At 70.2% G+C, this 25,986-nt stretch carries 24 protein-coding genes and 1 pseudogene; 14 read left to right on the forward strand and 11 right to left on the reverse strand.

Annotated features, from left to right (window positions below; translation table 11 throughout):
• The first annotated feature begins 29 nt into the window (after positions 1–29).
• Together kynA and C8E84_RS16180 are read left to right on the forward strand one after the other, a co-directional pair.
• A complete protein-coding gene (gene kynA, locus C8E84_RS16175) occupies positions 30–890 on the forward strand; it encodes a tryptophan 2,3-dioxygenase (RefSeq protein WP_159903764.1) in 861 nt (286 codons plus the stop codon).
• A gap of 20 nt (positions 891–910) precedes the next feature.
• Positions 911–1,834: a PfkB family carbohydrate kinase gene (locus C8E84_RS16180; RefSeq protein WP_159903766.1), complete on the forward strand. Its 924-nt coding sequence runs from the start codon at positions 911–913 to the stop codon at positions 1,832–1,834.
• 64 nt (positions 1,835–1,898) lie between these two features.
• Here the strand turns inward: C8E84_RS16180 and C8E84_RS16185 are convergent, their stop codons facing one another.
• Positions 1,899–2,372: a MerR family transcriptional regulator gene (locus C8E84_RS16185; RefSeq protein ID WP_159903768.1), complete on the reverse strand. Its 474-nt coding sequence runs from the start codon at positions 2,370–2,372 to the stop codon at positions 1,899–1,901.
• Between the two features lie 97 nt (positions 2,373–2,469).
• Between C8E84_RS16185 and C8E84_RS16190 the strand changes: the two genes are divergently transcribed.
• Both C8E84_RS16190 and C8E84_RS16195 read left to right on the forward strand, forming a co-directional pair.
• Positions 2,470–3,657, forward strand: a complete 1,188-nt coding sequence (locus C8E84_RS16190) for an acyl-CoA dehydrogenase family protein (protein ID WP_159903770.1) — start codon at positions 2,470–2,472, stop codon at positions 3,655–3,657.
• On the forward strand, positions 3,654–5,219 hold the full coding sequence (locus C8E84_RS16195; protein ID WP_159903772.1) for an acyl-CoA carboxylase subunit beta: 1,566 nt from the start codon (positions 3,654–3,656) through the stop codon (positions 5,217–5,219). Before C8E84_RS16190 ends, C8E84_RS16195 begins: the two co-directional genes overlap by 4 nt.
• Positions 5,220–5,230: 11 nt before the next feature.
• Here C8E84_RS16195 and C8E84_RS16200 read toward each other — a convergent pair whose 3' ends face one another.
• Genes C8E84_RS16200 through C8E84_RS16215 form a run of 4 tightly spaced genes read right to left on the reverse strand, consistent with a single transcriptional unit; the run spans position 5,231 to position 10,174 of the window.
• The gene (locus C8E84_RS16200) at positions 5,231–5,923 is read right to left on the reverse strand and encodes a Maf family protein (protein WP_159903774.1); all 693 of its coding nucleotides are present in this window, start codon (positions 5,921–5,923) and stop codon (positions 5,231–5,233) included.
• 8 nt (positions 5,924–5,931) lie between these two features.
• Entirely contained in the window at positions 5,932–7,836 is a 1,905-nt protein-coding gene (locus C8E84_RS16205) for a cation:proton antiporter domain-containing protein (RefSeq protein ID WP_159903776.1), read from the reverse strand.
• Between the two features lie 17 nt (positions 7,837–7,853).
• A complete protein-coding gene (locus tag C8E84_RS16210) occupies positions 7,854–8,486 on the reverse strand; it encodes a TetR/AcrR family transcriptional regulator (RefSeq protein WP_159903778.1) in 633 nt (210 codons plus the stop codon).
• Complete coding sequence (locus C8E84_RS16215) at positions 8,486–10,174, reverse strand: DUF885 domain-containing protein (protein WP_246196990.1); 1,689 nt, start codon at positions 10,172–10,174, stop codon at positions 8,486–8,488. The genes C8E84_RS16210 and C8E84_RS16215 overlap by 1 nt, the downstream gene beginning before the upstream one ends.
• A 202-nt stretch (positions 10,175–10,376) precedes the next feature.
• Here C8E84_RS16215 and C8E84_RS16220 point away from each other — a divergent pair, with 202 nt between their 5' ends.
• Complete coding sequence (locus C8E84_RS16220; protein ID WP_159903782.1) at positions 10,377–11,048, forward strand: MOSC domain-containing protein; 672 nt, start codon at positions 10,377–10,379, stop codon at positions 11,046–11,048.
• A gap of 102 nt (positions 11,049–11,150) precedes the next feature.
• Here C8E84_RS16220 and C8E84_RS18260 read toward each other — a convergent pair whose 3' ends face one another.
• From C8E84_RS18260 to C8E84_RS16235, 3 genes are all read right to left on the reverse strand, one after another.
• Positions 11,151–11,681, reverse strand: a complete 531-nt coding sequence (locus C8E84_RS18260) for an endonuclease domain-containing protein (protein ID WP_246196991.1) — start codon at positions 11,679–11,681, stop codon at positions 11,151–11,153.
• A 545-nt stretch (positions 11,682–12,226) separates the two neighbouring features.
• Complete coding sequence (locus C8E84_RS16230) at positions 12,227–12,472, reverse strand: acyl-CoA carboxylase subunit epsilon (protein WP_159903786.1); 246 nt, start codon at positions 12,470–12,472, stop codon at positions 12,227–12,229.
• 38 nt (positions 12,473–12,510) lie between these two features.
• A complete protein-coding gene (locus C8E84_RS16235) occupies positions 12,511–14,139 on the reverse strand; it encodes an acyl-CoA carboxylase subunit beta (RefSeq protein ID WP_159903788.1) in 1,629 nt (542 codons plus the stop codon).
• Positions 14,140–14,162: 23 nt separating this feature from the next.
• Here C8E84_RS16235 and C8E84_RS16240 point away from each other — a divergent pair, with 23 nt between their 5' ends.
• The 4 genes from C8E84_RS16240 to C8E84_RS16255 are packed head-to-tail and all read left to right on the forward strand — an operon-like array spanning position 14,163 to position 17,752.
• Complete coding sequence (locus C8E84_RS16240; protein WP_159903790.1) at positions 14,163–14,930, forward strand: biotin--[acetyl-CoA-carboxylase] ligase; 768 nt, start codon at positions 14,163–14,165, stop codon at positions 14,928–14,930.
• A gap of 10 nt (positions 14,931–14,940) precedes the next feature.
• Positions 14,941–16,071, forward strand: a complete 1,131-nt coding sequence (locus tag C8E84_RS16245; protein ID WP_159903792.1) for an adenylate/guanylate cyclase domain-containing protein — start codon at positions 14,941–14,943, stop codon at positions 16,069–16,071.
• Entirely contained in the window at positions 16,043–16,714 is a 672-nt protein-coding gene (locus C8E84_RS16250; protein WP_159903794.1) for a response regulator transcription factor, read from the forward strand. The genes C8E84_RS16245 and C8E84_RS16250 overlap by 29 nt, the downstream gene beginning before the upstream one ends.
• Positions 16,715–16,720: 6 nt before the next feature.
• Entirely contained in the window at positions 16,721–17,752 is a 1,032-nt protein-coding gene (locus tag C8E84_RS16255; protein ID WP_246196992.1) for a sensor histidine kinase, read from the forward strand.
• Between the two features lies 1 nt (position 17,753).
• On the opposite strand, the gene C8E84_RS16260 is transcribed toward C8E84_RS16255, so the two are convergent.
• Positions 17,754–18,230 carry a GtrA family protein gene (locus C8E84_RS16260; RefSeq protein WP_246196993.1) on the reverse strand — a complete coding sequence of 159 codons (477 nt, stop codon included), beginning with the start codon at positions 18,228–18,230 and terminating at the stop codon, positions 17,754–17,756.
• A gap of 39 nt (positions 18,231–18,269) precedes the next feature.
• On the opposite strand from C8E84_RS16260, the gene C8E84_RS16265 reads away from it, so the two are divergent.
• Both C8E84_RS16265 and purE read left to right on the forward strand, forming a co-directional pair.
• Complete coding sequence (locus tag C8E84_RS16265) at positions 18,270–19,451, forward strand: 5-(carboxyamino)imidazole ribonucleotide synthase (RefSeq protein WP_159903796.1); 1,182 nt, start codon at positions 18,270–18,272, stop codon at positions 19,449–19,451.
• Positions 19,448–20,005, forward strand: coding sequence for a 5-(carboxyamino)imidazole ribonucleotide mutase (gene purE, locus C8E84_RS16270; protein WP_170296293.1), 558 nt, complete (start codon positions 19,448–19,450; stop codon positions 20,003–20,005). Before C8E84_RS16265 ends, purE begins: the two co-directional genes overlap by 4 nt.
• Before the next feature lie 7 nt (positions 20,006–20,012).
• Here the strand turns inward: purE and C8E84_RS16275 are convergent, their stop codons facing one another.
• Positions 20,013–20,465 (reverse strand): CoA-binding protein, encoded by a 453-nt coding sequence (locus tag C8E84_RS16275; protein WP_159903798.1) that lies wholly within the window; start codon positions 20,463–20,465, stop codon positions 20,013–20,015.
• Positions 20,466–20,482: 17 nt separating this feature from the next.
• The gene (locus C8E84_RS16280) at positions 20,483–21,655 is read right to left on the reverse strand and encodes a nucleotide sugar dehydrogenase (RefSeq protein ID WP_246196994.1); all 1,173 of its coding nucleotides are present in this window, start codon (positions 21,653–21,655) and stop codon (positions 20,483–20,485) included.
• 97 nt (positions 21,656–21,752) lie between these two features.
• Between C8E84_RS16280 and C8E84_RS16285 the strand changes: the two genes are divergently transcribed.
• The 3 genes and pseudogenes from C8E84_RS16285 to C8E84_RS16295 all read left to right on the forward strand — a co-directional run bounded on the left by C8E84_RS16285 (position 21,753) and on the right by C8E84_RS16295 (position 25,839).
• The gene (locus C8E84_RS16285) at positions 21,753–22,814 is read left to right on the forward strand and encodes an LLM class F420-dependent oxidoreductase (protein WP_159903811.1); all 1,062 of its coding nucleotides are present in this window, start codon (positions 21,753–21,755) and stop codon (positions 22,812–22,814) included.
• 164 nt (positions 22,815–22,978) lie between these two features.
• Positions 22,979–24,176 (forward strand): annotated as a pseudogene (locus C8E84_RS16290) (IS1380 family transposase); the annotation flags it as partial.
• 469 nt (positions 24,177–24,645) lie between these two features.
• Entirely contained in the window at positions 24,646–25,839 is a 1,194-nt protein-coding gene (locus C8E84_RS16295) for a cell wall-binding repeat-containing protein (protein WP_159903813.1), read from the forward strand.
• Positions 25,840–25,986 lie beyond the last annotated feature (147 nt).

The following is a 25,986-nucleotide window of genomic DNA, read 5'->3' on the forward strand; positions in this document are numbered from 1 at the left end:
GGCTCCTCCAGGAGGGCATCATGTCCCCCATGAGCGATGACGCCGTGGACCGGGCCCAGCGAGTGCTGGAAGAAGGCATCTCCACCGACTTCAGCAAGGCGATGTCGTACGGCGCCTACCTGGACCTCGACACGTTGCTCGCCGCACAGCATCCGCGCAGTGAACCCCAGCAGCACGACGAACTGCTCTTCATCATCCAGCACCAGGTCGCCGAGCTCTGGCTCAAGCTGCTGCTGCACGAGATGCACTCGGCCCGCGCCCTCATCGCCGCCGACGAGCTCCCGCCGGCGCTGAAGCGGCTGGCCCGGGTCAAGCACGTGCAGAAGCAGCTCGTGGAGCAGTGGGACGTCCTGGCCACCCTCACCCCGAGTGAGTACGCGCAGATCAGGCCCTTCCTCGCGACGAGTTCGGGGTTCCAGAGCCACCAGTACCGGGCCGTGGAGTTCCTGCTCGGCAACAAGAACGCCGACATGGTGCGCGTCTTCGAGCACAGCCCCCACGAGCACGCCGAGCTGATGCGCCTGCTCGGTGAACCGACGATCTACGACGAGTTCCTGCGCTTCCTCGCCCGGCGCGGGTACGCCGTTCCCGAGGCGGTGCTCGAGCGCGACGTCACCCAGCCCTACCGGCTCGATGAGGACCTCGTCGCGGTGTTCGAGGCGGTGTACGCCTCGCCGTCCGAGCACTGGGGCGTCTACGAGACCTGCGAGGAGCTCGTCGACATCGAGGACCTGTTCCAGCAGTGGCGCTTCCGCCACCTCCAGGTCGTCACCCGCACCATCGGGCACCGGCAGGGCACCGGTGGGTCGAGCGGAGTCGGCTTCCTGCGCAAGGCGCTCGACCTCACGTTCTTCCCCGAGCTGTACGCGGTGCGCGCCCTCGTGGAGTGAGCAGCGGCAATACTCAGCCCATGCCTCGCGTCATCCACACCGCCCAGGCCCTCGTCGACGCCGTGATGGAGGTGCCGTCCCTGCCGGTGCGCGGCGGCAACGTCATGGCGACGTCGTACCGTCGCTACGCAGGGGGAGCGGTGACCATCCTGCTCGCCGCGGCGCGCTCGGGCGTCGAGTGCGTGCACGCGGGGGCCGTCGGCACCGGGCACAACGGTGACCTCGTGCGGGCGGCGCTGGCCGCCGAGGGGGTGACGCTGTCGGCGCCACCGGTGGCCGACCTCGACACGGGCGTGTGCGTCGTGCTCGTCGAGCCCAGTGCCGAACGCACCTTCGTGACCACCCAGGGTGCCGAGCGGCAGATCACGCTCGATTCGCTCGCGGCATCCGCCCCCGAACCCGGAGACCTCGTGTGCGTCAGCGGGTATTCCCTGGTGGGCCGCACCCGTGACCCGCTCGTCGAGTGGTTGGACACCCTGGCCGATGGTGTCGTCGTCGTCCTCGACCCCGGGGCAACCTTCGCCGGCCTGGCCGAGCCGCTGCGTCACCGGGTGCTCGCACGCACCGATGTCTGGACCGGCAACGCCGACGAGGCAGCCGCGCTCACCGGGGTGCGGGGGATGCGCGAGGCCGCCGAGGTCGTCGCCACCCTCCTCGCACCGGATGCCGTGACGATCGTTCGCGACGGCGCTCGCGGGTGCGCGGTGCGCGAGTCCGGCCGCACGACGCACTGCCCGGGGCACCCGCAACGGCCGGTGGACACCAACGGCGCGGGGGACACCCACACCGGGGTGCTGCTCGCGGAGCGGGCCACGGGGGCGTCGTGGGCTGACGCTGCTGCCCGGGCGAATGCGGCAGCGGCCATCAAGGTGACCCGACGCGGCCCGGACACGGCCCCGACCCGGGCCGAGATCGACGCGTTCCTGGCGGGCCAGCCCCGCTGACCTGCGGGGGTCGAGGTGTTACCGCACGTGGATCCGTGCAGGAATCCCTCGAATCAGCAGTACCTCAGCGGACGCTGCCCGGCTCGTCCAATCCCTCGAGGTCCTCGCGGCAGCGTCGCTCGAAGTCCGCCAGCTCGGCCAGCGTCGACTCGAGGTCCCGGCGCCGCTGCTCGAGGTCGGTGCGGCGCTCGCCGATCTGGGCCAGGACGTACTCGAGCTGGCTGCGCCGCCCCCGCGGCGCGTCGTAGAGGTCGATGATCGTGCGGATCTCCTCGAGCGGGAAGCCGAGCCGCCGGCCCCGCAGGATGAGCCCGAGCCGGGTGCGGTCTCGCCGGTGGTACACGCGGGCCGTTCCCCGTCGCTCGGGAGAGATGAGGCCGAGCTCCTCGTAGTGACGCACGGTCCGGTGCGTGACGCCGAACTCCTCCGCCACCTGGGCGATGGACCACGTGCGGTCGCGCTCGGCGGGCCCTGCGTGGCCGGAACGGGCGCGGCGAGCGGCGGGTGAGCGCACGGCATCCGTCGTGGGACTTGTCATGGGAGGCAGTATTGCTTTACGTTGACGTCAACGTCAAGAACGTGTCACCGCCGCGCCACCGAGATCCGGTGTCCGGCCCCTGCGCGAAGGAGCGCCGATGTTCGAGCTGAGCAAGGACCACGAGGACTTCCGGGCGGTCGTGCGCGACTTCGCCACCGAGGCCGTCGAGCCTCATGTCGCCCAGTGGGACCGTGACCACCACTTCCCGGCCGGCCTCGTGCCCCGCATGGGCGAGCTCGGGCTGTTCGGGCTCGTCGTCCCCGAGGCGTATGGCGGCTCGCTCGAGGACGCCGACGGCGGCGCCTTCACCAGCCTGTGCATCGCGATCGAGGAACTCGGCCGCGTCGACCAGTCGATCGGCATCACCCTCTCGGCGGGGGTGGGGCTCGGCATCAACCCGATCCTCACCTACGGCACCGACGCGCAGAAGGAGCGCTTCCTGCCCGACCTCGTCGCAGGCCGCGCGCTCGCGGGCTTCGGGCTCACCGAGCCGGATACCGGGAGCGACGCGGGTGCCACGCGCACCAGGGCGGTGCTCGAGAACGGCCAGTGGGTGGTCGACGGGTCGAAGGCGTTCATCACGAACTCCGGCACCGACATCACCTCGGTCGTCACCGTCACCGCCCGCACCGGGACCGACGCCGACGGTCGCCCCGAGATCTCGGCGATCATGATCCCCTCGGGCACGCCCGGGTTCACCGTCGAGGCGCCCTACGACAAGCTCGGCTGGAACATCTCGGACACCCACGGGCTGTCCTTCGCCGGCTGCCGTGTGCCCGAGGAGAACCTGCTCGGACAGCGCGGCCACGGCTTCCGCCAGTTCCTCAAGACCCTCGACGACGGGCGGATCGCGATCAGCGCGCTGGCCCTGGGCCTCATCACCCGGATGCGCGAGGAGGCCACCGCCTACGCGAAGACCCGCACCGCGTTCGGGCGGCCCATCGGGGTCAACCAGGGCGTCGCGTTCCCCATCGCCGACCTGCTCGTCATGGAGGAGAACTCGCGCCTGCTGACCTACCGGGCCGCGTGGCTGAAGGACGAGCAGGAGGCCGGGCGCCGCTCGGTCGCTGACGTCAAGCAGGCGGCGGCCGTGGCCAAGCTCTACACCTCAGAGGCCGCCGTCACCGCGACCCGGATCGCCACGCAGGTGTTCGGGGGCAACGGCTTCATGGAGGAGTACCCCGTGGCTCGGTTCTACCGCGACGCCAAGATCCTCGAGATCGGCGAGGGCACGTCCGAGGTGCAGCGCATGGTCATCGCCAAGTCACTCGGCCTGCCGTCATGACCGAGCCCGACGGGGGCGACCCGAGGGTCGCGGACGTCCGGGCGCGGCTGGAGGCCGCGCACACGGCATCCGAGCGCCCGACCGAGAAGGCGGCCGCCAAGCTCGCCTCCCAGAACAAGCTCTACGTGCGCGATCGGATCGCGCTGCTCGTCGACGAGGACAGCTTCGTCGAGGACGGGCGCTACGCGAACAGCCGGGCGCCAGGTCTGCCGGCCGACGGTGTCGTCACCGGGCGCGGGACCGTCGACGGGCGTCCCGTCATCGTCATCGCCAACGACCCGACCGTCAAGGCCGGGTCCTGGGGGGCGCGCACCGTCGAGAAGATCGTGCGCGCGACCGAGGCCGCCCTGCGCGAGGAGCTGCCCGTCTTCTGGCTCGTCGACAGCGCGGGCGCGCGGATCACCGACCAGGTCGAGATGTTCCCCGGGCGCCGAGGCGCCGGGCGGATCTTCCACCACCAGGTCGCCCTGTCGGGCAAGGTGCCGCAGATCTGCTGCCTGTTCGGGCCGTCAGCGGCCGGTGGGGCCTACATCCCGAGCTTCTGCGACGTCATCATCATGGTCGAGGGCAACGCCTCCATGTACCTCGGCAGCCCGCGGATGGCCGAGATGGTCGTGGGGGAGAAGGTCTCGCTCGAGGAGATGGGCGGGGCGCGGATGCACTGCACCGTCTCCGGCGTCGGCGACCTGCTCGCCCACGACGACTCCGAGGCCATCGAGCTCGCTCGGCTGTACTTCTCCTACCTGCCCGGCAACTGGCACGGCCCGCTGCCGACCTACCACGCGGAGGAGCCGTCCGCCCCGTTGACCCGGGCGAGCGTGCCCGAGCGCGAGAGCCAGCCGTTCGACATCCACGAGGTCATCGACGGCCTGGTCGACGAACACAGCTTCTTCGAGATCAAGCCGCTCTTCGCCGCCGAGCTCGTGGTCGGCTTCGGGCGCATCGACGGCGAGAGCGTCGGCATCGTCGCGAACAACTCGGCCGTCAAGGGTGGGGTGCTCTTCAGCGACTCGGCCGACAAGGCCACCCGGTTCATCTGGCTGTGTGACGCCTTCTCGATCCCGCTCATCTACCTGGCGGACGTGCCCGGCTTCATGATCGGCTCGGAGGTCGAGCGCGGCGGCATCATCCGGCACGGGGCGAAGATGGTCTCGGCCGTCGCCTCGGCCACGGTGCCGCAGTTCTGCGTCGTCGTGCGCAAGGCCTACGGGGCCGGGTTGTACGCGATGGGCGGCCCGGGCTTCGGCCCGGACGCCACGATCGCGCTGCCCACGGCTCGGATCGCCGTCATGGGCCCCGAGGCCGCGGTGAACGCCGTGTACGCGAACAAGATCGCCGAGGTCGAGGCGGCGGAGGGGGTGGCGGCGCGCGACGCGTTCGTCGCCGCCCGGCGCGCCGAGTACGAGGCCGACGTCGACCTCGAACGGCTCGCAGCCGACCTCGTGCTCGACCAGGTCATCGAGGCCGATGCGCTGCGTGACGAGCTGCGCCGGCGGCTGCAGTACGCGGCGCGACGCGACCGGCACTTCTCCGACAAGCGCCGCGACGTCCCGCCCGTCTGACCGTCTGACCGTCAGGCGGTGCGCAGGTCGTGCCAGGCCACCCCGAGTCCGCGCACGAGCTCGCGCAGCAACGGCAGGGAGACCCCGACCACGGTGCTGGGGTCACCCTCGATCGCGGCGACGAACGGGCCGCCGAGCCCGTCGATCGTGAAGGCACCAGCCACGTGCAGCGGCTCCCCGGTCGCGACGTAGGCGGTGATCTCGTCGTCGTCGAGCTGCGCGAAGTGAACCGTCGTGGATGCCGTGCCGCCCACCATGCCGCCCGTCCCACCGTCGTCGGGGTGACGCAGATCGACCAGCCAGTGTCCGGTGTGCAGCACGCCGGAGCGCCCGCGCATCCGCTGCCAGCGCTCGACCGCCTCGGCGGCGTCAGCCGGCTTGCCGTGCACCTCGCCGTCGAGCTCGAGGACGGAGTCGCAGCCGAGGACCAGCAGGTCGTCCGGGAGTCCCTGGTCTGCCGCGTCGGCCTCCTCGGCCTCGATCGTGCTGACGACGTCCTCGGCCTTGGCCCGGGCGAGCAGCAGGGCCACGTCCGGCGCCTCGAGCGGCCCGTTCACGGCCTCGGCCGAAGCCACGGTGGCATCCTCGTCGACGGTGGACACCCGCACGTGCGGCGTCACGCCCGCGGCGATGAGCGTCGTGCGACGGGCGGGGGACGCGGAGGCGAGCAGGAGCGAGACGGGGGTGGACGGCATCCGGCGCATCTCCTGACTCAGCCGACGATCTCGTCAACGTAGCACCACCGCCAGGCCTCGCCGGGCTCGATGCTGCGCATCACCGGGTGGCCGGTCTCGCGGAAGTGGGCGTCGGCGTGCCGGCCGGGGGTGGAGTCGCAGCAACCGACCTCGCCGCAGGTCGCGCAGGCCCGCAACTGCACCCAGCGCACCCCGTCGGCGAGGCAGCGCGGGCAGCCCTCGGCGACGGTCGGGGCCTTGGGGACCTCGGCGGCCGCCAGGTGCTCACACGCCCCGGCGATGCGGTCCGGTGGGCGCAGCGGGGAGTCTCGCACGGCACCGCTGCGGGTGGCGCTCCACACCAGGGCGGTCTCCTCGGCATCGAGCTGGCCCAGCACCGCGCTCAGCACCGCGTGGTCGACATGGCCCTCGTCGCGGATGCGCATCAGCTCGGCGCGCTCCTCGCGGATCATCACCGTGCGCAACCGGGCATGGGCCTCGCTCGGAGTCTCGTCGTCGCCCGGCCCGAGCGTGCCGAGGCGCTCCCAGCTGCGGTTCACCCGGGCACTGGCCTGGTCACGGATCGCGGCGACGGCGGCCGGATCGGCGCTCGGGTCGGCCTCGATCAGGCGCAGCCCGGCGCCCGTCGTGGCCCCGAGCACGGTGGCCTCGACGAGCGCGTCCTCGCGCGGGTCGGGCCCGCGAACGTCAAGGGCGCGCGCGAGCGAGGGCAGGGTCAGCCCCTGCAGCAGGAGCGTGCCGACCGTGACGACCAGGGCGATCACGATGAGCTCTGCCCGCAGCGGCGTCTCCTCGGGCAGGGTCAGGGCCGCCGCGAGCGTCACGACACCGCGCATCCCGGCCCACGAGCTCACGAGACCACCTCGGATGCCGTCGCTGCGGTCGGGTGCCCTGCGTGCACCGAGGAGGGTGAACGGCACGATCCACACCGGCCGCAGCACCAGGCAGGTCACGAGCACGGCCACGCCGACGAGCAGGGTTCGCCGCAGAGAGCCCTCGCCCTCGGCCACGCCTTCCAGCAGCGACGCGATCTGGAGCCCGATGAGGAGGAAGACGGCGTTCTCCAGCACGAAGGTGACGCTCGACCAGTTGATCCGCTCGGCCAGGCGCGAGGGTGCCGACTGCAGGATGGGGGCCTTGTGAGCCAGGAGCAGGCCGGCCGTGACGACCGACAGCACCCCGGAGGCGCCGACGAGTTCGGCGGGGACGAAGGCGATGTAGGGCGCGACGAACGACAGCGCGGTGTCGGCCGGCACCTCGTGCAGCTGGCGACGCAGCGCGCCGATCGCCAGGAACGCGACGAAGCCGATGGCGACGCCACCGACCGAGGCGATGAGCAGGTCGGTCGCCACTGACGGGACCGTCACCTCGGGGACCTCACCGTGGCTCGATGCCCCGTGGGCGGCCAACCCGGCCGCCGTCAGGGCCGTGCGCAACGTGACGAGGGCGGTTGCGTCGTTGAGCAGCGACTCACCCTCGAGGATCGTCGTCACGCGCCGGGGCAGGCCGATGCTGCGGGCCACGGAGGTGGCCGCCACGGCATCCGGGGGTGCGACGATCGCTCCGAGCGCGATGGCGAGGGCGAAGGGGATCGGTAGCAGCAGCCACGCGACGACGGCGACGCCGAGCGCGGTGAAGAGCACGAGCCCGACGGAGAGTCCGAGGATGGCGGCCCGGTTGGCCCTGATGTCGAGCAGCGACGTCGACAGGGCCGCGGCGTAGAGCAGCGGTGGCAGCAGGCCGTACAGGACGAGGTCGCTGGAGAGCGTCAGCTGCGGCAGGGACGGCACGAACGACAGCGCCGCCCCGACGAGCAGCAGCGCGATCGGCGTCGGCACCCCGACGGGTGCGGCGAGGCGGCTGACGACGATGACGACGAGCACGATGGCCACGATGGCCACGATGGCCGAGGCGAGTTCCACCGCTGGATTGTGCCTTGTCAGCGGGGGGGTGGCGACCAGTCGCCCACGAGGTAGTGCTCGAGCACCGGGCCGAGAGCACCCACGAGCTCGTCGCGCGAGGCGCTCGCGAGCCGCGGCAGGCCGACGACGTGGCGGGTGAACGCCATCCCGGCCACCTGCGACGCGGCGAGGGAGGCGCGCAGGGTGGGGTCGTCGCCTCCGAGGTGTCGGGCCAGCGGGCCGAGGAGGCGCTCCATCAGCAGGTCGCGCACGAGCACGGCGGCAGCCTCCTCCGAGGCGGCGGCCCGCAGCAGCCCGGTCATCGTCTGGCGAGCCTCGGGGGTGTCCATGATGCCGATCGCGAAGCTCGCGAGCCGGAAGCCGACCCCGGTGCGCCCGGGCCGGAGCAGTGCGGGAATCACGACGTCGGGGTCGAACGGGAGCTCGACCACCGACACGAAGAGCTCCTGCTTGGAGCCGAAGTAGTGCGACACCAAACGGGTGTCGACCCCGGCGTCCTTGGCGATGCCGCGCAACGTCGTCCGGGGGTAGCCCTGCTCGGCGAACGCGCGGGCTGCGGCCGCGAGGATGGCCTCGCGGGTGTTGCTCCCCGAGGGCCGGCGCCCCCGGGCCACGGCCCCGCGCCCGTCCCCGGCCGGCTCCGAACCCATCAGTCGAGCACGGCGTCGCGCAGGACGTCGAGCCCCACCGACCCGACGTCGAGGGCGCGCCGGTGGAAGTCCTTCAGGGAGAACGCGTCGCCGGCGCGCTGCTGGGCCTCGTCGCGCAGCTGAAGCCAGAGCCGCTCGCCGACCTTGTAGCTCGGCGCCTGCCCCGGCCAGCCGAGGTAGCGGTTCAGCTCGAAGCGCAACATCTCCTCACCCTCGTTGGAGTGTGTGCGCAGGAAGGTCCAGGCCTTGTCGTATGTCCACGACCCGCCACCTACCTCGGCCGGGGCCTCGAAGCCGCAGTGGACGCCGATGTCGAGGACGACACGGGCGGCACGCAGCGACTGGCCGTCGAGCAGGCCGAGGTAGTTGCCCGGGTCGTCCATGAAGCCGAGCTCGGCCATGAGGCGCTCCGCGTAGAGCGCCCATCCCTCGCCGTGCCCGCTCGTCCAGCACATCATCCGGCGCCACTTGTTGAGCAGCTCTCGCCGGTAGACGGTCTGGCCGACCTGGAGGTGGTGCCCCGGGACGCCCTCGTGGTAGACGGTCGTCAGCTCGCGCCAGGTGCCGAACTCGGTGACGCCCTTGGGCACCGACCACCACATCCGTCCGGGTCGGCTGAAGTCGTCACTCGGCCCCGTGTAGTAGATGCCACCGGTCTGGGTGGGGGCGATCAGGCACTCGATGGTGCGCACCGGCTCCGGGATGTCGAAGTGCGTGTCGGCCATCGCGGTGATGACCTCGTCGGCGCGCTCCTGCATCCACTCGCGCAGCGCATCGGTTCCGTGCAGCTGGTAGCGGGGGTCTCCCTCGAGGTGGGCGATGGCCTCGCGCACGCTGGCACCCGGCAGGATCCGGTCGGAGGTGCGCGCCATGTCGTCGGTGATCCGGGCAAGCTCCTCCTGCCCCCACGCGTAGGTCTCCTCGAGGTCCACGGTGGCCCCCAGGAACGAGCGCGAGGCGAGGCCGTAGCGTTCGCGCCCCGCGGCATCCGAGGTCGGTGCGCGCCCGAGCAGGCGCTCGCGCAACGCGATGCCGATCTGCTCGTAGGCCTGCGCGGCGGCCCGAACGCCGCGGTCGAGGTCGGCCCGCACCGCGTCGTCGAGGGGGGTGCCGTCGGCGCTCGCTCCCGCCGCGAAGGTGGCGAAGAAGCCGTCGGAGGCGGTGAGCTCCTCGCACTGGACGATGCAGGCCTCGACCTGGCGCCGAGGGGTGACCAGTCCCCGGTCGGCGCTGGCGAGCAGGGTCTGCGTGTACTGCTCCAGGGCCTGCGGCACGGCGCAGAGTCGGGCGGCGATGGTGGCCCAGTTCTCCTGGGTGCTCGTCGGCATGAGGTCGAGGACGTCGCGGCAGGCCTGAAGGGGGGAGGCGATGACGTTGAGGGCCATGGCGTCGTAGCCGGCGTCATGGGTCTCGATGACGAGGCCGAGGCGTTCGCGCATGGCGGCGACGGTCACCCGGTCGACGGCATCGGCGGGCTCGACGCCGTCGAGGGCGGCCAGGGTCTGGTGCGCGAGGTGGGCGTGGTGGGCGAAGCCGTCCGGGGAGAGGTCGTCAAGCTCGGCGTCCCGACCCGGGACGCCGAGGTAGGTGGCCTCGATGGGGCTGGCGTCGATGGCGGCGTCGAAATAGGCGTCGGCCACGGCGTCGACGGCGGTGGGGGTGCGGGGCTCGGCGGTCGGCTCGGTCACCCCGTGGACACTACCCGAGCGCCCCGCCCCCAGACCGACCAATAGGTCACCACAGGTACGGCCCCACCCGCCGGCCGAGTACCCACATCGACCCATAGGTCACCCGGGATACGCCGGCCCGTACCCACATCGACCAATAGGTCACCACAGGTACGGCTGGCCGCCACCGTGCCGAGCCAGAACCCGCCATAGGCTCGAGCCCATGAAGCCCGTGGTGACCTCGCTCAACATCGGTGGTGCCCGCAGCGGCATCCGGCCCCGCGGCGGTGACACGGCGATCGACAAGCGCCCGGTCGACACGATCGAGGTGCGCGACCCCGGCCCGAAGCGTGGTGGCCTGGGCAGCGGGGTGCTGGGAGACGACGTCGTCAGTCGAAAGCACCACGGTGGCTCACAGCAGGCGGTCTATGCCGTGGCGCGCGAGGAGCTGGACTGGTGGGGCGCCGAGCTCGGCCGGGACCTGCGGGACGGCATGTTCGGGGAGAACGTCACCACCCTCGGTCTCGATGTGGATGCCGCTGTCGTCGGTCAGCGGTGGACTGTGGGTTCGGCGGTGCTCGAGGTCACGGGGCCTCGGATCCCGTGCGCGACCTTCGCTGCGTGGATGGGTGAGCGGGGGTGGGTTCGCCGGTTCACCGAGCGGGGCCGAACCGGCGCCTACCTCGCCGTCGTCGAACCCGGTGTGCTCTCGGTCGGCGACACCATCGAGGTGGGGCCGCGCCCGGAGCACGGCATCACCGTGCCCGAGGTCTTCCGCGCGTTCATGGGCGACGACGACCTCGCGGCCCGCGTGGTGGCGGCGCAGGTGCTCGCACCGGTCGACAGCCTCGACCTCGAGCGCAGCCTCGCGCGCCGTCGCCAGATCGACCAATAGGTCACTCGGGGTACGGCTGAATCGTGCGCCCGCCGTCGCCAGATCGACCAATAGGTCACTCGGGGTACGGCCGAATCATTCGCCCACCGTCGCCAGGGCGCATCATGCAGCGGCGGTATCCACTCGGAAGTGGCGACGCCAGTCGTCGGACAGGACCGTGGGAACCGGAATGCCCAGGGACTGCATCGTGCTGCGGATCCGTTCCAGCAGCTGCTCGGGGAGACCGTAGAGGTCATCGGCTGTCACGATGACGAAGGTCCAGCCATCGCGCTCGCTCAGGCCGGATCGGCGCTCGGCATCGTGTGCCCTCTGTGCGGGTTCCTCGTGCCACCGGCCGTCGTACTCGATCGCCAGCCGGGCGTCCTCGTAGCCGAGTTCGATGCGAAACCGCACGTTCCCGTCGACGTCCCGCAGCCGGATGTTCACCTCGGGCTCGGGAAGCCCGGCCAGCACGATCAGGAGCCGAAGCGCACTCTCCGGGACCGAGTCGACGCCCATCCGCACGAGTCTCGCAGCGGTGAGTGCCTCGTCGCGGCACTGTCCCGGCCAGTTGTGCGCGTAGGCGATGAGGTCATCCGGTGTGCACCGCCCCTTCTTGACGAGTCGATCTCCGAGAGCGACGAGATCGATCAACCCGAGGTGCCTCGCCAGGTGACAGAACGTCTGGGCTGGTGAGGTGACGGGGAGCCCGTGTCGGAACCGGATGTCAAGGCGATGCCGGAACCGGTGCGGTTTCACCCCGCTGACGCGAAACCTGACATCTCGCATGAACGCGACGTGGATCCACTCGTTGTCGGAAACGACACCGCCCCATAGCCGCGCTGCGGTCCAGTGGCTGAGCACCCCACCTTCAGGGCAGACCAGCATGGCCGCACGTGACCGCACGACAACCGTGTCGGGGATCCGGGCGTCGACCACCACGCCGGTGAAGACCGTGCGGAAGTCTGGGCTTCGCAGCCTCCGATCCGAGACGCCGAGGTTCTTGGCCTCGGCGCGGAGGAAGGGCCCTGGGAGCGGTGGTGACGTGTCCGGCATCCAGCAAGCGTGGCACTGTGCCGCAGTTCCCGGATTTCGTTATCCACAGGCGTACCCAGGGTGACCTATTGGTCGATGTGGGTACGGGCTTGGGTGGTGGGGGCGTACCTGGGGTGACCTATTGGTCGATGTGGGTACGGGTGTCAGCGCAGCGAGTTCTGCCAGGCTCCGGGGCCGTGGCCGACCGGTCGCCTCATCGTCGCGGCGGGGGCCGCCCAGGCGGACACGCTCGACGCAGCATCCCCACCGCTTGACCCGTCGCCCGACCCACCCACGGCGCTGAGCACCGCCACCAGGGCGGCCACCTCCTCGGGCGTCGCCGCACCCCGCACGATGACGGGGTCGGATGCCGTGGCACCGGCCGTCGTCGACGTCTCGTTCCGGGTCATAGGGCGGGGTCCCCCTGAGCTCTGAGCCTGCGAAGAGGTCATAGGGGAATGTTCCCGTGCTTCTTGGGCGGCAGCGACGCACGCTTGGTGCGCAGCGCCCGCAGGGCCTTCGTGACGTTCATCCGGGTGTTCGACGGGGTGATGACGGTGTCGATGTACCCGCGCTCAGCGGCGATGTACGGGTTGGCCAGGGCGTCCTCGTACTGCTTGATGAACGTGGCGCGCGCCTCCTCCACCGACTCCCCGCGCTCGGCGGCCGCCGCCAACTCCTTGCGGTAGAGGATGTTGACCGCACCCTGCGCACCCATCACGGCAATCTGGGCCGTCGGCCACGCAAGGTTGATGTCAGCGCCGAGGTGCTTGGAGCCCATGACGTCGTAGGCACCGCCGTAGGCCTTGCGCGTGATGACCGTGACCAGCGGCACGGTGGCCTCGGCGTACGCGTAGATGAGCTTGGCTCCGCGGCGGATGATGCCGTCCCACTCCTGGTCGGTGCCGGGTAGGAAGCCGGGCACGTCGACGAAGGTCAGGATCGGCACGTTGAAGGCGTCGCAGGTGCGCACGAACCGCGCGGCCTTCTCGGAGGCGTTGATGTCCAGGGTCCCGGCGAACTGCATGGGGTTGTTGGCCACGATGCCCACCGAGTGGCCTTCGACCCGGCCGAAGCCGACGACGAGGTTCGGCGCGAACAGCGGCTGGACCTCGAGGAACTCGCCGTCGTCGAGCACCCGGGTGATGACCTCGTGCATGTCGTACGGCACGTTGGCGCTGTCCGGGATGATCGTGTCGAGGAAGCGGTCGTCCTCGGTGACCTCGAGGTCGTTCTCCTCGCCGAACACCGGCGCCTGCTCCATGTTGTTGCTGGGCAGGTAGGATAGCAGCGCCTTGACGTACTCGATGGCGTCGTCCTCGTCGGTGCCCATGTAGTGGGCGACGCCGGACGTCGTGTTGTGGGTGCGTGCACCGCCCAGTTCCTCGAACCCGACGTCCTCACCGGTGACGGTCTTGATGACGTCGGGGCCGGTGATGAACATGTGCGAGGTCTGGTCGACCATGACGGTGAAGTCGGTGACCGCGGGGGAGTAGACCGCCCCGCCCGCGCACGGGCCCATGATGAGCGAGATCTGGGGGATGACCCCGGAGGCGTGGACGTTGCGCCGGAAGATCTCGCCGTACAGGCCGAGGGAGACCACGCCCTCCTGGATGCGCGCCCCACCCGAGTCGTTGAGGCCCACGACGGGGCACCCGACCTTCATCGCGAAGTCCATGACCTTCGTGATCTTCTCGCCGAAGACCTCACCGAGCGAGCCGCCGAAGACGGTGAAGTCCTGCGCGAACACCGCGACGGTGCGCCCGTCGACGGTGCCGTACCCGGTGACGACGCCGTCGCCGTAGGGGCGGTTGCGGTCCTGACCGAACGCGACCGAGCGGTGTCGGGCGTACTTGTCCATCTCGACGAACGACCCTTCGTCGAGCAACAGCTCGAGCCGTTCGCGGGCCGTCTTCTTGCCGCGGGCGTGCTGCTTCTCGACGGCGCGCTCGGATCCGGCGCCTGCGACCTCCGCCACTCGGCGCTTGAGGTCGGCGAGTTTTCCGGCGGTCGTGGAGGTGTCGATGTCCTTGGGGACGTCGGTGCCGCCGATGGCTTGGGTGTCGCTGGAGGGCATGATCCGAGCCTAGCCTTGGGAGCGTGAGCCAGAACCCTGACCAGCGACCGCTCAGCGAGCGATCCGTCACACCGGGCGCTCCGTGGCCGCCCATCGAGGTTTTCGACCGTCTGGGGTCGACCAACGACGAGGTTCGTGCGGCGCCGTCGCCGTGGCGCGTGGTCGTCGCGGAGCAGCAGGATGCCGGTCGCGGGCGTCTCGGGCGGACGTGGACGACGACGCCGGGCACCTCCCTGGCCGTGTCCGTGTTCGTGCCGCCCCCGGCATCCGGCCCGTCCTGGGTGCCGCTGCTCGCCGGTCTCGCCGTCCACCGGGCCGTTGCCGAGGTGGCCGGGCTCGAGACGGCGCTGAAGTGGCCGAACGACGTGCTCGTCCCGGCGGACGGGGACCGCAAGCTCGCAGGTCTGCTGTGCGAGTGGACCGCCGACGGCGTGATCGTCGGTCTGGGGATCAATGTCGACACCGCCCGCGAGGACCTCCCGCTCGACACGGCCACGTCGCTGCGGGCGACGGGCGCCCCCGGCGTGGACCGCGCTGCGCTGCTCTCGGCCTTCCTCACCCACCTGGCCTCCCTCCTGCGCGACGACTCGGGCCCCGGCGGCAGCGCGCAGGCGGCGTACGTGGCGGCCTGCTCGACCGTTGGCCGCACCGTCGAGGTCCACCTCCCCGGGGGTGCCGTCGTCCATGGGATCGGGACAGGAGTTGACGCAGCGGGCAGACTGACGGTCCGGGACGAGTCCGGCACCCAGTCCGTGTCCGCCGGTGACGTTGTGCACGTCAGGTCGCGCTGAGAGGAGTTCCATGACCACCGAGGAGGTCAGCGGGGCCGGCGACCACCCCCTCGTCGAGGAACTGCCCGGGCAGATCGAGCGACGACTGCTCGGCCGCCCTGCCTCCATGGGTCGGCGTGAGGTCTCCGAGGGCGCCGGGGTCGAGCCGGTGGTGGCGCGTCGTTTCTGGCACGCGATGGGGTTCCAGAACGTCGACGACGAGGACGCGATGTTCACCGAGGCCGACCTCGAGGCCCTCAAGCGGGTGGCCCGCCTCATCGGCGAGGGAGCGGTCAGTGAAGAGCTCGCACTGGGCATGACGCGTGCCTTCGCCCGCACGTCCGACCGGCTCGCGGTCTGGCAGACCCAGCTCGTGGCCGAGTCGCTCACGTCGCCGTTCTCCGAGGAGCTCGAGGGCAAGGACAGTCGTTCGGTGCCCGAGCCGCGCATCGCCGCCGATGCCGCCGAGCTGCTCGCGAGCATCTGTGACGACATCGAGCCCCTGCTGGTCTACGTCTGGCGCCGTCACCTGACCAACGCGATCGCCCGCATGATCGCCGACGCCGACCCGGCGGTGCACGCCGATCCGTCCGCCCCCATCCGGGTCGTCGGCTTCGCCGACCTGGTGTCCTTCACCTCGTTCGTCCGCCGGATGAGTGAGCGGCAGCTGGCCCGGTTGGTGCAGCGCTTCGAACTGCTCGCGAGCGACGTGGTCACCGAGCACGGTGGACGGGTCATCAAGACCGTGGGTGACGAGGTGCTCTTCGTGCACACCGACGCCGCCGCGGCATCCGCGATCGCCCTCGACCTCGTCGACGCCATGGCCGAGGACGAGCTGCTCCCACCCGTGCGCGTCGGCCTGGCCCACGGCCGGGTGGTCTCCCGCCTCGGCGACGTCTTCGGTCTGACGGTCAACAAGGCGAGCCGGATCACCGCCGTCACCCCCTCCGGTCACGTCTTCGTCGACGAGGACATGGCCAAGGTGCTGCGCTCGGTGTCCGGCTTCAGCGCCACCGAACGGCGCCGTCGGATGCTGCGCGGGATCGGCGTGGTGACCCTCCACGAGCTCCAGCGCGCTCCAGGTGGCCGAGGTCCAGCGCTCCTGGACGATGGCGCGCGACTACGATCGAGCCATGACCAAGGTGCTGCTCGCGGAGGATGACCCCGCGATCTCCGAGCCGCTGGCGAGGGCGCTGCGGCGGGAGGGCTACGAGGTGGACGTCGTCACCGACGGGGAGTCCGCACTCGCACAGGCACTGTCGGCGCCGGACCTGCTCGTGCTCGACCTCGGCCTGCCGAAGATGGACGGGCTCGAGGTGTGTCGACGCTTGCGCGCCCAGGGGGGCACCGTCCCGGTGCTCGTGCTCACCGCGCGCGCCGACGAGGTCGACACCGTTGTCGGGTTGGATGCCGGGGCCGACGACTACGTGACCAAACCGTTCCGGCTGGCCGAGCTCCTGGCCCGGGCCCGGGCGCTGCTGCGCCGTGGGGTCGTCGAACCGGCCGCCGACTCGCTGGTGCGCATCGACCCCGAGGGCCGTCGCGTCTTCCTGCGGGGTCAGGAGGTGCAGTTCACGGGCAAGGAGTTCGAGCTGCTCAAGCTGCTCGTCGCCAACGAGGGCAAGGTCGTCTCGCGGGAACGCATCATGCGCGAGGTCTGGGACAGCGCCTGGTACACCTCCACCAAGACGCTCGACATGCACGTCTCGGTACTGCGCAAGAAGCTCGGCGACGACGCGTCGCAGCCCAGTTACATCACGACGATCCGCGGGGTCGGCTTCCGGTTCGACGCCCCGCGGGAGTGAGCCCTCGTGCGTCGCCTGCTCGTCGGGACGGCCGTGCAGGCCGTCGCCATCAGTGCGGTGATCATCACCGTGGGGTTCTCGATCTTCATCCTGTGGCGCAACGATCCCAGCGAGTCGATCATCTCCGGGGGACAACCCCAGGCAGGTGAGACCTCCACGCCCCTGCTCTCGCTCGGCGCCCACGTGCTCGCGCTCCTCGTCGGTGCCGCCCTGGCGCTCGCCGTCGCCGCGTGGGTCGCGGACCGCCGGGCCCTGCGGGTCACGCACTTCCTGCAAACGCTGGGGGAGCGGGCCGAGCGGCTGGCACCGGGGGATCCGCGTCCGGTCCCGCTGAACTCGGGGATCGAGGAGGTGGATCGCCTCGACGCGGCGCTGGCGCGGGGGGCACAGCAGGGTGCGAAACGGCTCGCCTCCGAGCGTGACTTCGCGGCGGACGCCTCCCACCAGCTGCGCACGCCGCTGACCGCGTTGCTCATGCGGCTCGAGGAGATCGCGAGCACCGACGACATCACGGTCGTGGGGGAGGAGGCCACGATCGCCATCGGTCAGGTCGAACGACTGAGCCGAGTCGTCGACGACCTGATGAGCCGAACTCGCAGCGGGGTCGAGACCAATCCGGCAGTCTCCCTCGACTCGGTCCTCGCCTCACTCCAGCGCGAGTGGCAACCAGCCTTCGCCGGGGCCCGCCGCAGCATCCACGTGAGCGGCGAGCGGGGTCTGCGGGTGCGGGCGACGCCGGTGGCGTTGGCGCAGATCCTCACGACGCTGCTCGAGAACTCGCTGGCACACGGCGCGGGCACCGTCGAGGTCGCGGCTCGTCGGTCCGGCCCGTCGGTCGTGATCGAGGTGAGCGACACCGGCGCGGGCGTCCCGCCGACCCTGGCACCACACATCTTCGAGCGAGCGGTGTCGTCCTCGGGCAGCGGGCTGGGGCTCAGCCTCGCCCGGGACCTGGCGGAGGCCGCCGGGGGACGGCTCGAGCTCGCTCGCGCCGTACCGCCGTTGTTCGCCCTCTTCCTGTCGGTCAGCGAGGACTGAGTCAGATCTTCTCGCTGGCGAAGACGAAGCGGCGGTAGGTCCAGAACCGGAACAGCGTGCCGAGGCCGATCCCGACGATGGTCGCGATGTTGTCGGCCAGGCGCGAGGTGAAGCCCAGCCCGTAGTGCGAGAACGCCAAGGTGGCCGTGGCGATCCCGAGGGCGACGAGGTTGACACCGAAGAACAGGGCCACCTCGTGGTGCGCCGGGCGGCTGCGGCGGTGCCGGAAGGTCCACTGCCGGTTGCCGACCCATGAGAACAGGGTCGCGACCAGGCCGGAGATGATCTTGGCGGTGGTGACCCGGTCCTCGAGCACGGTGTGCCACAACAGGTTGGCCAGCCCGAGGTCGATGACGAACGCGAGCGCCCCGATGACGCCGAACTTGATCATCTCCCGGTAGATGACGTCCATCGCGCCGCGGGCCCACGCCATGAGGCGCGCAGGTCCGCGCGTCGGCGTGGAGGGGGGATGGGGCACCGACGCAGCGTAACGAAGTGAAGTCGCTATTCTCGCGGGGTGACCACCCCACGTCGCGCTCCCGGAGGATTCCCCGTCGTCGGCATCATCGGAGGTGGCCAGCTCGCTCGGATGTGTGCCGGGCCGGCCGCTGAACTCGGCATCACGCTGAGCGTGTTCGCCGAGGCCGAGGACGCCAGCGCCGCCCTCGTCGTGCCCAGCTCGCCGGTCGGCGACCACACCGTGGCCGAGGCGGTGCACGCCTTCGCCCAGCACTGCGACGTCGTGACCTTCGACCACGAGCACGTCCCCGCCCACGTCCTGGACCTCCTCGTCGCCGAGGGGGTTGAGCTGCACCCGCGGCCCGCTGCCCTGCGCTTCGCCCAGGACAAGCTCGCGATGCGCGAGCGTCTGACCGAGCTGGGCATCCCGTGCCCGCGCTGGACGCGCGCCGACGACGCCGCCGAGGTGACGGCGTTCGGGGATGCCGTGGGCTGGCCGGTCGTCGCGAAGACCCCGCGCGGTGGTTACGACGGCAAGGGGGTGCGGCTCGCGGCATCCGCCGACGACCTCGCCGACTGGCTCGAGCGGGCTGAGGCGGAGGGCACCGGTCTGCTCCTCGAGGAGCGGGTGCCCTTCGTGCGGGAGCTCGCCGTCCTCGTCGCCCGCAGCCCGTCCGGGCAGGCCGCGGCGTGGCCGGTCGTCGAGACGGTGCAGACCGACGGCATCTGCACCGAGGTGCTGGCCCCGGCCCCCGAGCTGGATGACGACCTCGCGGCCGACGCGGTGCACGCCGCGCTGCGCCTCGCCGGGGAGCTCGACGTCACCGGGGTGCTGGCGGTCGAGATGTTCGAGGTCGTGGATGCCGGTGGGCCGGCGTTCCGGGTCAACGAGCTCGCGATGCGGCCCCACAACTCCGGCCACTGGTCGATGGACGGCGCGGTCACCGGGCAGTTCGAGCAGCACCTGCGGGCGGTGCTGGACCTGCCGCTCGGCTCGCCGCGGCCGCACGAGCGCTGGACGGTCATGGCCAACGTCCTCGGCGGTGACTACCCCGATCTCTACCCCACCTACCGGCACGTCATGGCGAGGGATCCTGAGGCGAAGGTGCACATGTACGGCAAGGGAGTTCGGCCGGGGCGCAAGATCGGGCACGTGAACATCAGCGGCGACGACCTCGCCGACCTGCGTGAGCGCGCCGCCCACGCTGCCGACTACATCCAGGGAGTTGTCACCGAATGAGCCAGCAGGAGCAGAGCAGCGAGGTCAACGCTCCGGTGCCTGTCGTGGGCGTCGTCATGGGCTCGGACTCCGACTGGCCGGTGATGCAGGCGGCGGTGGCGGCCCTCGACGAGTTCGGCATCGCCTGCGAGGTCGACGTCGTCTCGGCGCACCGGATGCCGCAGGAGATGGTCGAGTACGGCGCCAGTGCGGAGCAGCGTGGGTTGCGCGTCGTCATCGCCGGAGCCGGGGGAGCGGCCCACCTGCCGGGCATGCTCGCGTCGGTCACCTCCCTCCCGGTCATCGGGGTGCCGGTGCCGCTGAAGTACCTCGACGGCATGGATTCGCTGCTGTCCATCGTGCAGATGCCGGCCGGGGTGCCGGTCGCGACCGTCTCCGTCGGCGGGGCGCGCAACGCGGGCCTGCTCGCCGCGCGCATCCTCGGCGCCGGCGAGGGCTCCGAGGCCGCGCGGATCCGCGACGCTCTCACCGCCTTCCGGGGCGCACTACGCGACGAGGCGCACGCGAAGGGTGCGGCGCTGCGCGAGCGGCGCGCGGACGGCATCCGAGACTGACGACGCGTCAGCGCTGCATGCCCTCGTTGCGCACCTTGGGCCACTCGTGCCTGGGGCAGGTGTCCATCACGACGTCGATGCCAGCCGCTCGGGCGCGCTCGGCGGCAGCCGTGTCGACCACGCCGACCTGCATCCACACGGCATCGATCTGCAGACGGTCCTTGTGCGCGATCGCCTCGTCGACGACCGCACCGACGTGCTCTGAACTGACGAAGCAGTCGATGACCTTGACGTCCTGGTCGGGGATGTCGGCGATCGAGGCGTAACCCTGGGCGCCGTGCACGGTCTCGGCTTTGGGGTGCACGGGGATGATCGCCTTGCCGAGCTCGACCTGCAGCCACTGGGAGATCCCGTACGCGACGCGGTCACGGTTGGTGGACAAGCCGACGACGACCCAGATGCCCGGGTCCATGAGCAGCTCACGGACGAGGTCGGGGTCGTTCTGGTGTTTCAGGCCCATGCCGACATCATGCCCCGTCAGTCGTTGCCGAACAGGTCGCGCGTGTAGACCTTGTCGGCCACGTCGCGCAGCTCGTCGACGAGGCGGTTGGCGACGATGACGTCGCTGCGGCGCTTGAGCTCGTCGAGGTCGCGCACGACCTCCGAGCCGTAGAAGCGGTCGTCGCGCAGCTCGGGCTCGTACACGATCACCTCGATGCCCTTGGCCTTGATCCGCTTCATGACGCCCTGGACGCTGCTGGAGCGGAAGTTGTCCGACCCCGCCTTCATGATGAGGCGGTGGATGCCGACGACCCGGGGTTCGCGCGCGACGATGTCGGCGGCCACGTAGTCCTTGCGCGTCGTGTTCGCCGTGACGATGGCGCTGATCAGGGTCTGGGGGACGTCGGCGTAGTTCGCGAGCAGCTGCTTGGTGTCCTTGGGCAGGCAGTAGCCACCGTAGCCGAACGACGGGTTGTTGTAGTGCGTCCCGATCCGCGGGTCGAGGCCGACGCCCTCGATGATCTGGCGGGTGTCCAGGCCGTGTGTTGCGGCGTAGGTGTCGAGCTCGTTGAAGAACGCCACCCGCATCGCGAGGTAGGTGTTGGCGAAGAGCTTGACCGCCTCGGCCTCGGTGCTGTCGGTGAGCAGGACCGGCACGTCGTCGTCGAGCGCTGCCTCGGCGAGCAGCTGGGCGAACCGCTCACCCCGTGGGCTCTGGTCGCCGACGACGATCCGAGACGGGTGCAGGTTGTCGTGCAGCGCCCGGCCCTCACGCAGGAACTCCGGCGAGAAGATGATGTTGTCGGTGCCGAGGCGTCGGCGCAGGCCGGCTGTGAAGCCGACCGGGATCGTCGACTTGATGACGGCGGTGGCGTCGGGGTTGATGGTGACGACGTCGGAGACGACCTGCTCGACGCTGCTCGTGTCGAAGTAGTTGGTGCGCTCGTCGTAGCTCGTCGGCGTGGCGACGACGACGTACTCGGCGCGGGCGTAGGCCTCGTGCTTGTCGTTGGTCACCGTGAGCCGCAGGTCGGAGCGGGCCAGGCGCTCCTCGATGTCGGGGTCGGCGATGGGGCTGCGTCCCGCCCGGATCTGCTCCAGACGGCTCTCGTCGATGTCGAAGGCGACGACGTCGTGGTACTCAGCGAGCAGGACGGCGATGGACAGCCCGACGTAGGAGGTGCCGACGACACAGATGGTTCGACTCACGACGAGCCACGATACGGGGTGGGAAGTTGCGCCGCGGACGGCAGCAGAGTTGGCTGGAGGTGCGGGTCGACGGCCGCATCGACGAGAGGACCTATTCATGCACTTCGGACTCTTCATCCCGCAGGGCTGGCGTCAGGATCTCGTCGGCATCGACTCGGCGCAGCACTGGGGCGTGATGGCCGGTCTCGCCAGGCGGGTCGACAGCAACCCCGACTGGGCCTCGATCTGGGTCTACGACCACGTCCACACCGTTCCCCGTCCGATCGAGGAGACGACGCACGAGGCCTGGTCCCTCATGGCCGCCTTCGCCGGGGTCACGGGTCGGGTGCGACTGGGCCAGATGTGCACGTGCATGGGGTACCGCAACCCGGCCTACCTCGCGAAGGTCGCGGCCACGGTCGACGTCATCTCGGAGGGACGCCTCGAGATGGGCATCGGCGCAGGCTGGTACGAGCACGAGTGGCGCGCCTACGGCTACGGCTTCCCCAGCGCGGGAGAGCGGCTGCAGGCGCTGCGCGAGGGCATCGAGATCATGCAGCAGATGTGGACGACCGGCTACGGGAACTACGCCGGGGAGCACTTCACCGTCGACGGGGCCATGTGCTTCCCCCGGCCGCTGCAGGGCGATTCCGTGCCGGGGAGCCCGCGCAACGGCATCCCCGTGTGGATCGCCGGCGGAGGCGAGAAGAAGACCCTGCGGATCGCCGCGGAGTACGCCGACTACACGAACTTCTCGGGGATGCCGGAGGAGTTCAGCGCCAAGAGCGAGATCCTCAAGGCGCACTGCGCCGACGTGGGGCGTGAATTCGACGAGATCGTGCGCAGCGCCAACTTCAACGTCGTCATCGGCCGCGACGACGCAGAGGTGCAGGAGCGCCTGGCCTGGATCCGTGACCACTACACCTCGGCCGGCCTGCCGCAGGACGTCGTCGAGTCCACCGTGAAGTCGTTCGCCGACGGTCCGCTCGTGGGCACCCCCGAGCAGATCATCGAGGCGCTGGTCGACCTCCAGTCACGCGGGATGACCTATGCCATCACCTACTTCGTCGAGCAGGCCTACGACCTGTCGGGCGTCGAGTTGTTCGAGCAGGCCGTGATCCCGGCGCTCACTGACCGTAAGCGGCACAGCGCGGTGTGGCACCTGCTCCACGGAGAGTGACGCGCTCAATGCGCCACTGACGCAGTGATCCCCCTCTCACCGAGAGGGGGATCACGGGGGCGCCAGCGCTTGCAGACGGGAAGCGGAGACATCGGTCACAGTAGGGCAACAATCTGGCGGCGGCTAGTGCTCGGTTTGCGTTGAGGATCGCGAGAGAGGTCATCCTGGCGATCCTGCGGTACGGCGGGATGGGCCGGCTCGTCGAGCGCTGCTACGCGCCGTCGACGTTGGGATCGTTCCTGCGCACCTTCACGTTCGGGCACGTGCGCCAGCTTGACGGGGTCGCCGCGAGGTTCCTGACCTCGCTGGCTGTGGCCACCCCGGTGACCGCCGGGGTCGGGCAGCTGGCGGTGGTCGACATCGACGACACCGTCATCGAGGTCCACGGCTACGCCAAACAGGGTGCCGGATTCGGCTACACAGGAGTGCGCGGCCTGAACGCACTCGTGGCGACGGTCTCCATCCAGTCCTGCGCGCCGGTGATCGTGGCCCAACGCCTGCGCAAGGGGTCGGCGAACTCCGCCCGCTGAGCCCAGCGGCTGGTCCGCGACGCGCTGAAGACGGTGCGCACCCTCGCCCACGACGAGAACACGACCCGGTCGGGTCGGGTGTTGCTTCGAGCCGACTCCGCCTACTACGGGCACGCCGTCATCGGCGCCGCGGTCAAGACCGGAGCGGAGGTCTCGGTCACCGTCCGCGTCGATGCCCGCGTCAAGGCGGCGATCAGCGTGATCACCGAGAACGCCTGGACCACGATCGAGTACCCGAGGGCGGTCTTCGACGAGGAGTCCGGTACCTGGATCTCTTCGGCGCAGGTCGCCGAGGTGCCCTACACGGCGTTCACCTCGAAGAAGAAGAGCGGAGCAGGTCACCGGCCGGCTTGTCGTGGGGCGCATCCCCGACGCCAACGCCGAGAAGAAGAAGCGCGCCGGGCAGCACGGCCTGTTCGAGGTGTGGCGGCATCACGCGTTCTTCACCACCACACCCGCGGATCTCGCCGACACCGTGACCGCCGACAAGGTCCACCGTGCGCACGCCGTCATCGAACAGGTCCATGCCGACCTGAAGAGCTCGGCGCTGGCGCACCTGCCGTCGGGGAAGTTCACCGCCAACGCCGCCTGGCTGGTCCTGGCCGTCATGGCCTTCAACCTGACCCGCGCCGCTGCCACCCTCACCGGTCAGCGGCGCTTGGCAAGAGCCACGACGGCGACCCTGCGGCGCACCCTGGTCCACGTCCCGGCCCGGGTCGCGACCTCCGCCCGACGGCTGACCCTGCACCCGCCGCGGGCCTGGCCCTGGCAGCACGCCTGGGCCACCCTCTTCGAGCGCGCCCACGCGCCCCCGCTGCCCGCAACGACCTGACCACCCAGCCGCCCCGCGGCGCGAACCAGAAGCACCCTGTGGAACACCCGGTAGCGAGGCCGGACGCTCACCCCTACCCGAACACAATCACCGCAGCCTCACCGTCGCGACGACGACATCGAAAACGTCATCGGTGGATCCGGGTTCAGACCACCTCGGAGCGGTCAGGATCAGACCCTCATCAGGTCCAATCACGCTTGCCATAGGGGTATGCGCGTGTCGTGCCCTACCCGGGCCCCAGACCAGTCAGGGTCAAGGCTGATCCAGACTGCACGGACCACCCGCGCTGGGGTGTCTCGAAGGGCGGGACCGTCGTGAGCAATTCGGCCGATCTCAGATGCGCGTTGCGCCGGGTCGGAAATGCGCTACGCTGCATGTGCGCTCAACGGTGACGGCCTAGGTCGTTGGCGCCAACCACTCGGTTGGGGGTCGCGCAAGCAGACAGAATCACTTCGAAGGAGAAACACACATGGGTAAGGCTTCACGCCGCCTCACAGGCAGCTTGGCCGCTGCAGCCGCGGCATCCGTCGCCGTTGCCGGTGCCGCCGTTGCGGCACCCTCCGACTCGTTCCAGGACGAGCCCGACGGCGTCTACCGCCAGTACACGATCGACAACAACCTCGACAACCTCTTCCGGGTTGCCGGGCCGGACCGCATCAGCACCGCCATCAAGTTGATGGACTCCACGAGCAAGTGGCGCTACTGCGGTGACCGTGGCAAGTATGAGAACTCGGGCTACTACGAGCGCAACTGCGACACCGTGATCGTGGCTCGTGCCGACGACTTCCCGGACGCGCTTGCCTCGGGCCCCCTGGCCGACGTCTACGACGCCCCCGTCCTGCTGTCCAACAGCGGGAGCATCGACTCCCGAGTCCTCGCGGCGATTGAGGACAAGGGCTTCAAGAACGCCATTCTGGTTGGCGGCACGGGCGTTTGGCCGGCTGGGGCCATGCAGCAGCTCGAGTCAAAGGTCGGTGTCGGCGACGTTCAGCAGGTCGGCGGCATCAACCGCTACGAGACCGCGACTGACATTGCTCGCCACGTCGGTTGGCGTGTTTCCGCGCAGGGCGTTAACCCCTACACGGTGAACGTCTACCTCGCCACCGGTACTGACTTCGCTGACGCCTTGGCTGCCGGTTCTGCCGCGGCTGACAACGAGGGTATTGTCCTCCTGACGAACGACAAGCGACTCAGCGCGGACAACAACGCGTCGGAGCGCTTCACCGTTCGCTTCCTTGAGGAGCAGTCCGGTTGGAACAGCATCTTCGGAAAGGCCGTGTTCAACGCGCTCGAGGTCCACACCGTGGGCGGTCAGGCGGAGGCTGCGGCCAAGTCCGCCGAGATCGACAACATCCGCGACACCAACACCGGCGCCAACCGGTACGCCACTGCGACGATGCTCGCCGGCAAGTACCGGAACGGCATTGACAAGATCGCCGTTGCCAGCGGCGAAGGCTTCGCTGACGGTGTCGCGGCTGGTGCATGGGCGGCCAACCACGATGGTGCACTGCTTCTCACTCGCAACAACTCGCTGAGCCCCGAGACCAAGACGTTCCTCACGGGCGTGGCTGACACCGACGTTGACGTCGTTGTGGTCGGTGGCACCGGCTCGGTGAGCCGCTCGGTGAGCGACCAGATTGCGACTGAGCTCTACACCTGGTGAACTGGGGTCGGTGCGGTAACCGACTCTTGAATGCCTAACTCACACAGTGACCGGCCTTCCGGGTTCCCCGGAGGGCCGGTCACTGCGTCTCCGAGGCAGTGTCCTCAGTCCCTCCGTGGTGCCCAGACTTGGCACCCGGTTACCCTG

Source organism: Ornithinibacter aureus, from assembly GCF_009858245.1.
In the GTDB taxonomy this organism is placed as follows: Bacteria; Actinomycetota; Actinomycetes; order Actinomycetales; family Dermatophilaceae; genus Fodinibacter; species Fodinibacter aureus.

Excerpts from the sequence above, each read along its gene's own strand:
- C8E84_RS16275 (WP_159903798.1), bottom strand. The coding sequence starts at position 20,465 with ATGGGCCTGAAACACCAGAACGACCCCGACCTCGTCCGTGAGCTGCTC.
- C8E84_RS16210 (WP_159903778.1), bottom strand. The coding sequence starts at position 8,486 with ATGGGTTCGGAGCCGGCCGGGGACGGGCGCGGGGCCGTGGCCCGGGGG.
- C8E84_RS16235 (WP_159903788.1), bottom strand. The coding sequence starts at position 14,139 with ATGCCCTCCAGCGACACCCAAGCCATCGGCGGCACCGACGTCCCCAAG.
- C8E84_RS16230 (WP_159903786.1), bottom strand. The coding sequence starts at position 12,472 with ATGACCCGGAACGAGACGTCGACGACGGCCGGTGCCACGGCATCCGAC.
- C8E84_RS16285 (WP_159903811.1), top strand. The coding sequence starts at position 21,753 with ATGCACTTCGGACTCTTCATCCCGCAGGGCTGGCGTCAGGATCTCGTC.
- C8E84_RS16220 (WP_159903782.1), top strand. The coding sequence starts at position 10,377 with ATGAAGCCCGTGGTGACCTCGCTCAACATCGGTGGTGCCCGCAGCGGC.
- C8E84_RS16190 (WP_159903770.1), top strand. The coding sequence starts at position 2,470 with ATGTTCGAGCTGAGCAAGGACCACGAGGACTTCCGGGCGGTCGTGCGC.
- C8E84_RS16180 (WP_159903766.1), top strand. The coding sequence starts at position 911 with ATGCCTCGCGTCATCCACACCGCCCAGGCCCTCGTCGACGCCGTGATG.
- C8E84_RS16295 (WP_159903813.1), top strand. The coding sequence starts at position 24,646 with ATGGGTAAGGCTTCACGCCGCCTCACAGGCAGCTTGGCCGCTGCAGCC.
- kynA (WP_159903764.1), top strand. The coding sequence starts at position 30 with ATGAGCGATGACGCCGTGGACCGGGCCCAGCGAGTGCTGGAAGAAGGC.
- C8E84_RS16250 (WP_159903794.1), top strand. The coding sequence starts at position 16,043 with ATGACCAAGGTGCTGCTCGCGGAGGATGACCCCGCGATCTCCGAGCCG.
- C8E84_RS16185 (WP_159903768.1), bottom strand. The coding sequence starts at position 2,372 with ATGACAAGTCCCACGACGGATGCCGTGCGCTCACCCGCCGCTCGCCGC.
- C8E84_RS16200 (WP_159903774.1), bottom strand. The coding sequence starts at position 5,923 with ATGCGCCGGATGCCGTCCACCCCCGTCTCGCTCCTGCTCGCCTCCGCG.
- C8E84_RS16195 (WP_159903772.1), top strand. The coding sequence starts at position 3,654 with ATGACCGAGCCCGACGGGGGCGACCCGAGGGTCGCGGACGTCCGGGCG.
- C8E84_RS16245 (WP_159903792.1), top strand. The coding sequence starts at position 14,941 with ATGACCACCGAGGAGGTCAGCGGGGCCGGCGACCACCCCCTCGTCGAG.
- purE (WP_170296293.1), top strand. The coding sequence starts at position 19,448 with ATGAGCCAGCAGGAGCAGAGCAGCGAGGTCAACGCTCCGGTGCCTGTC.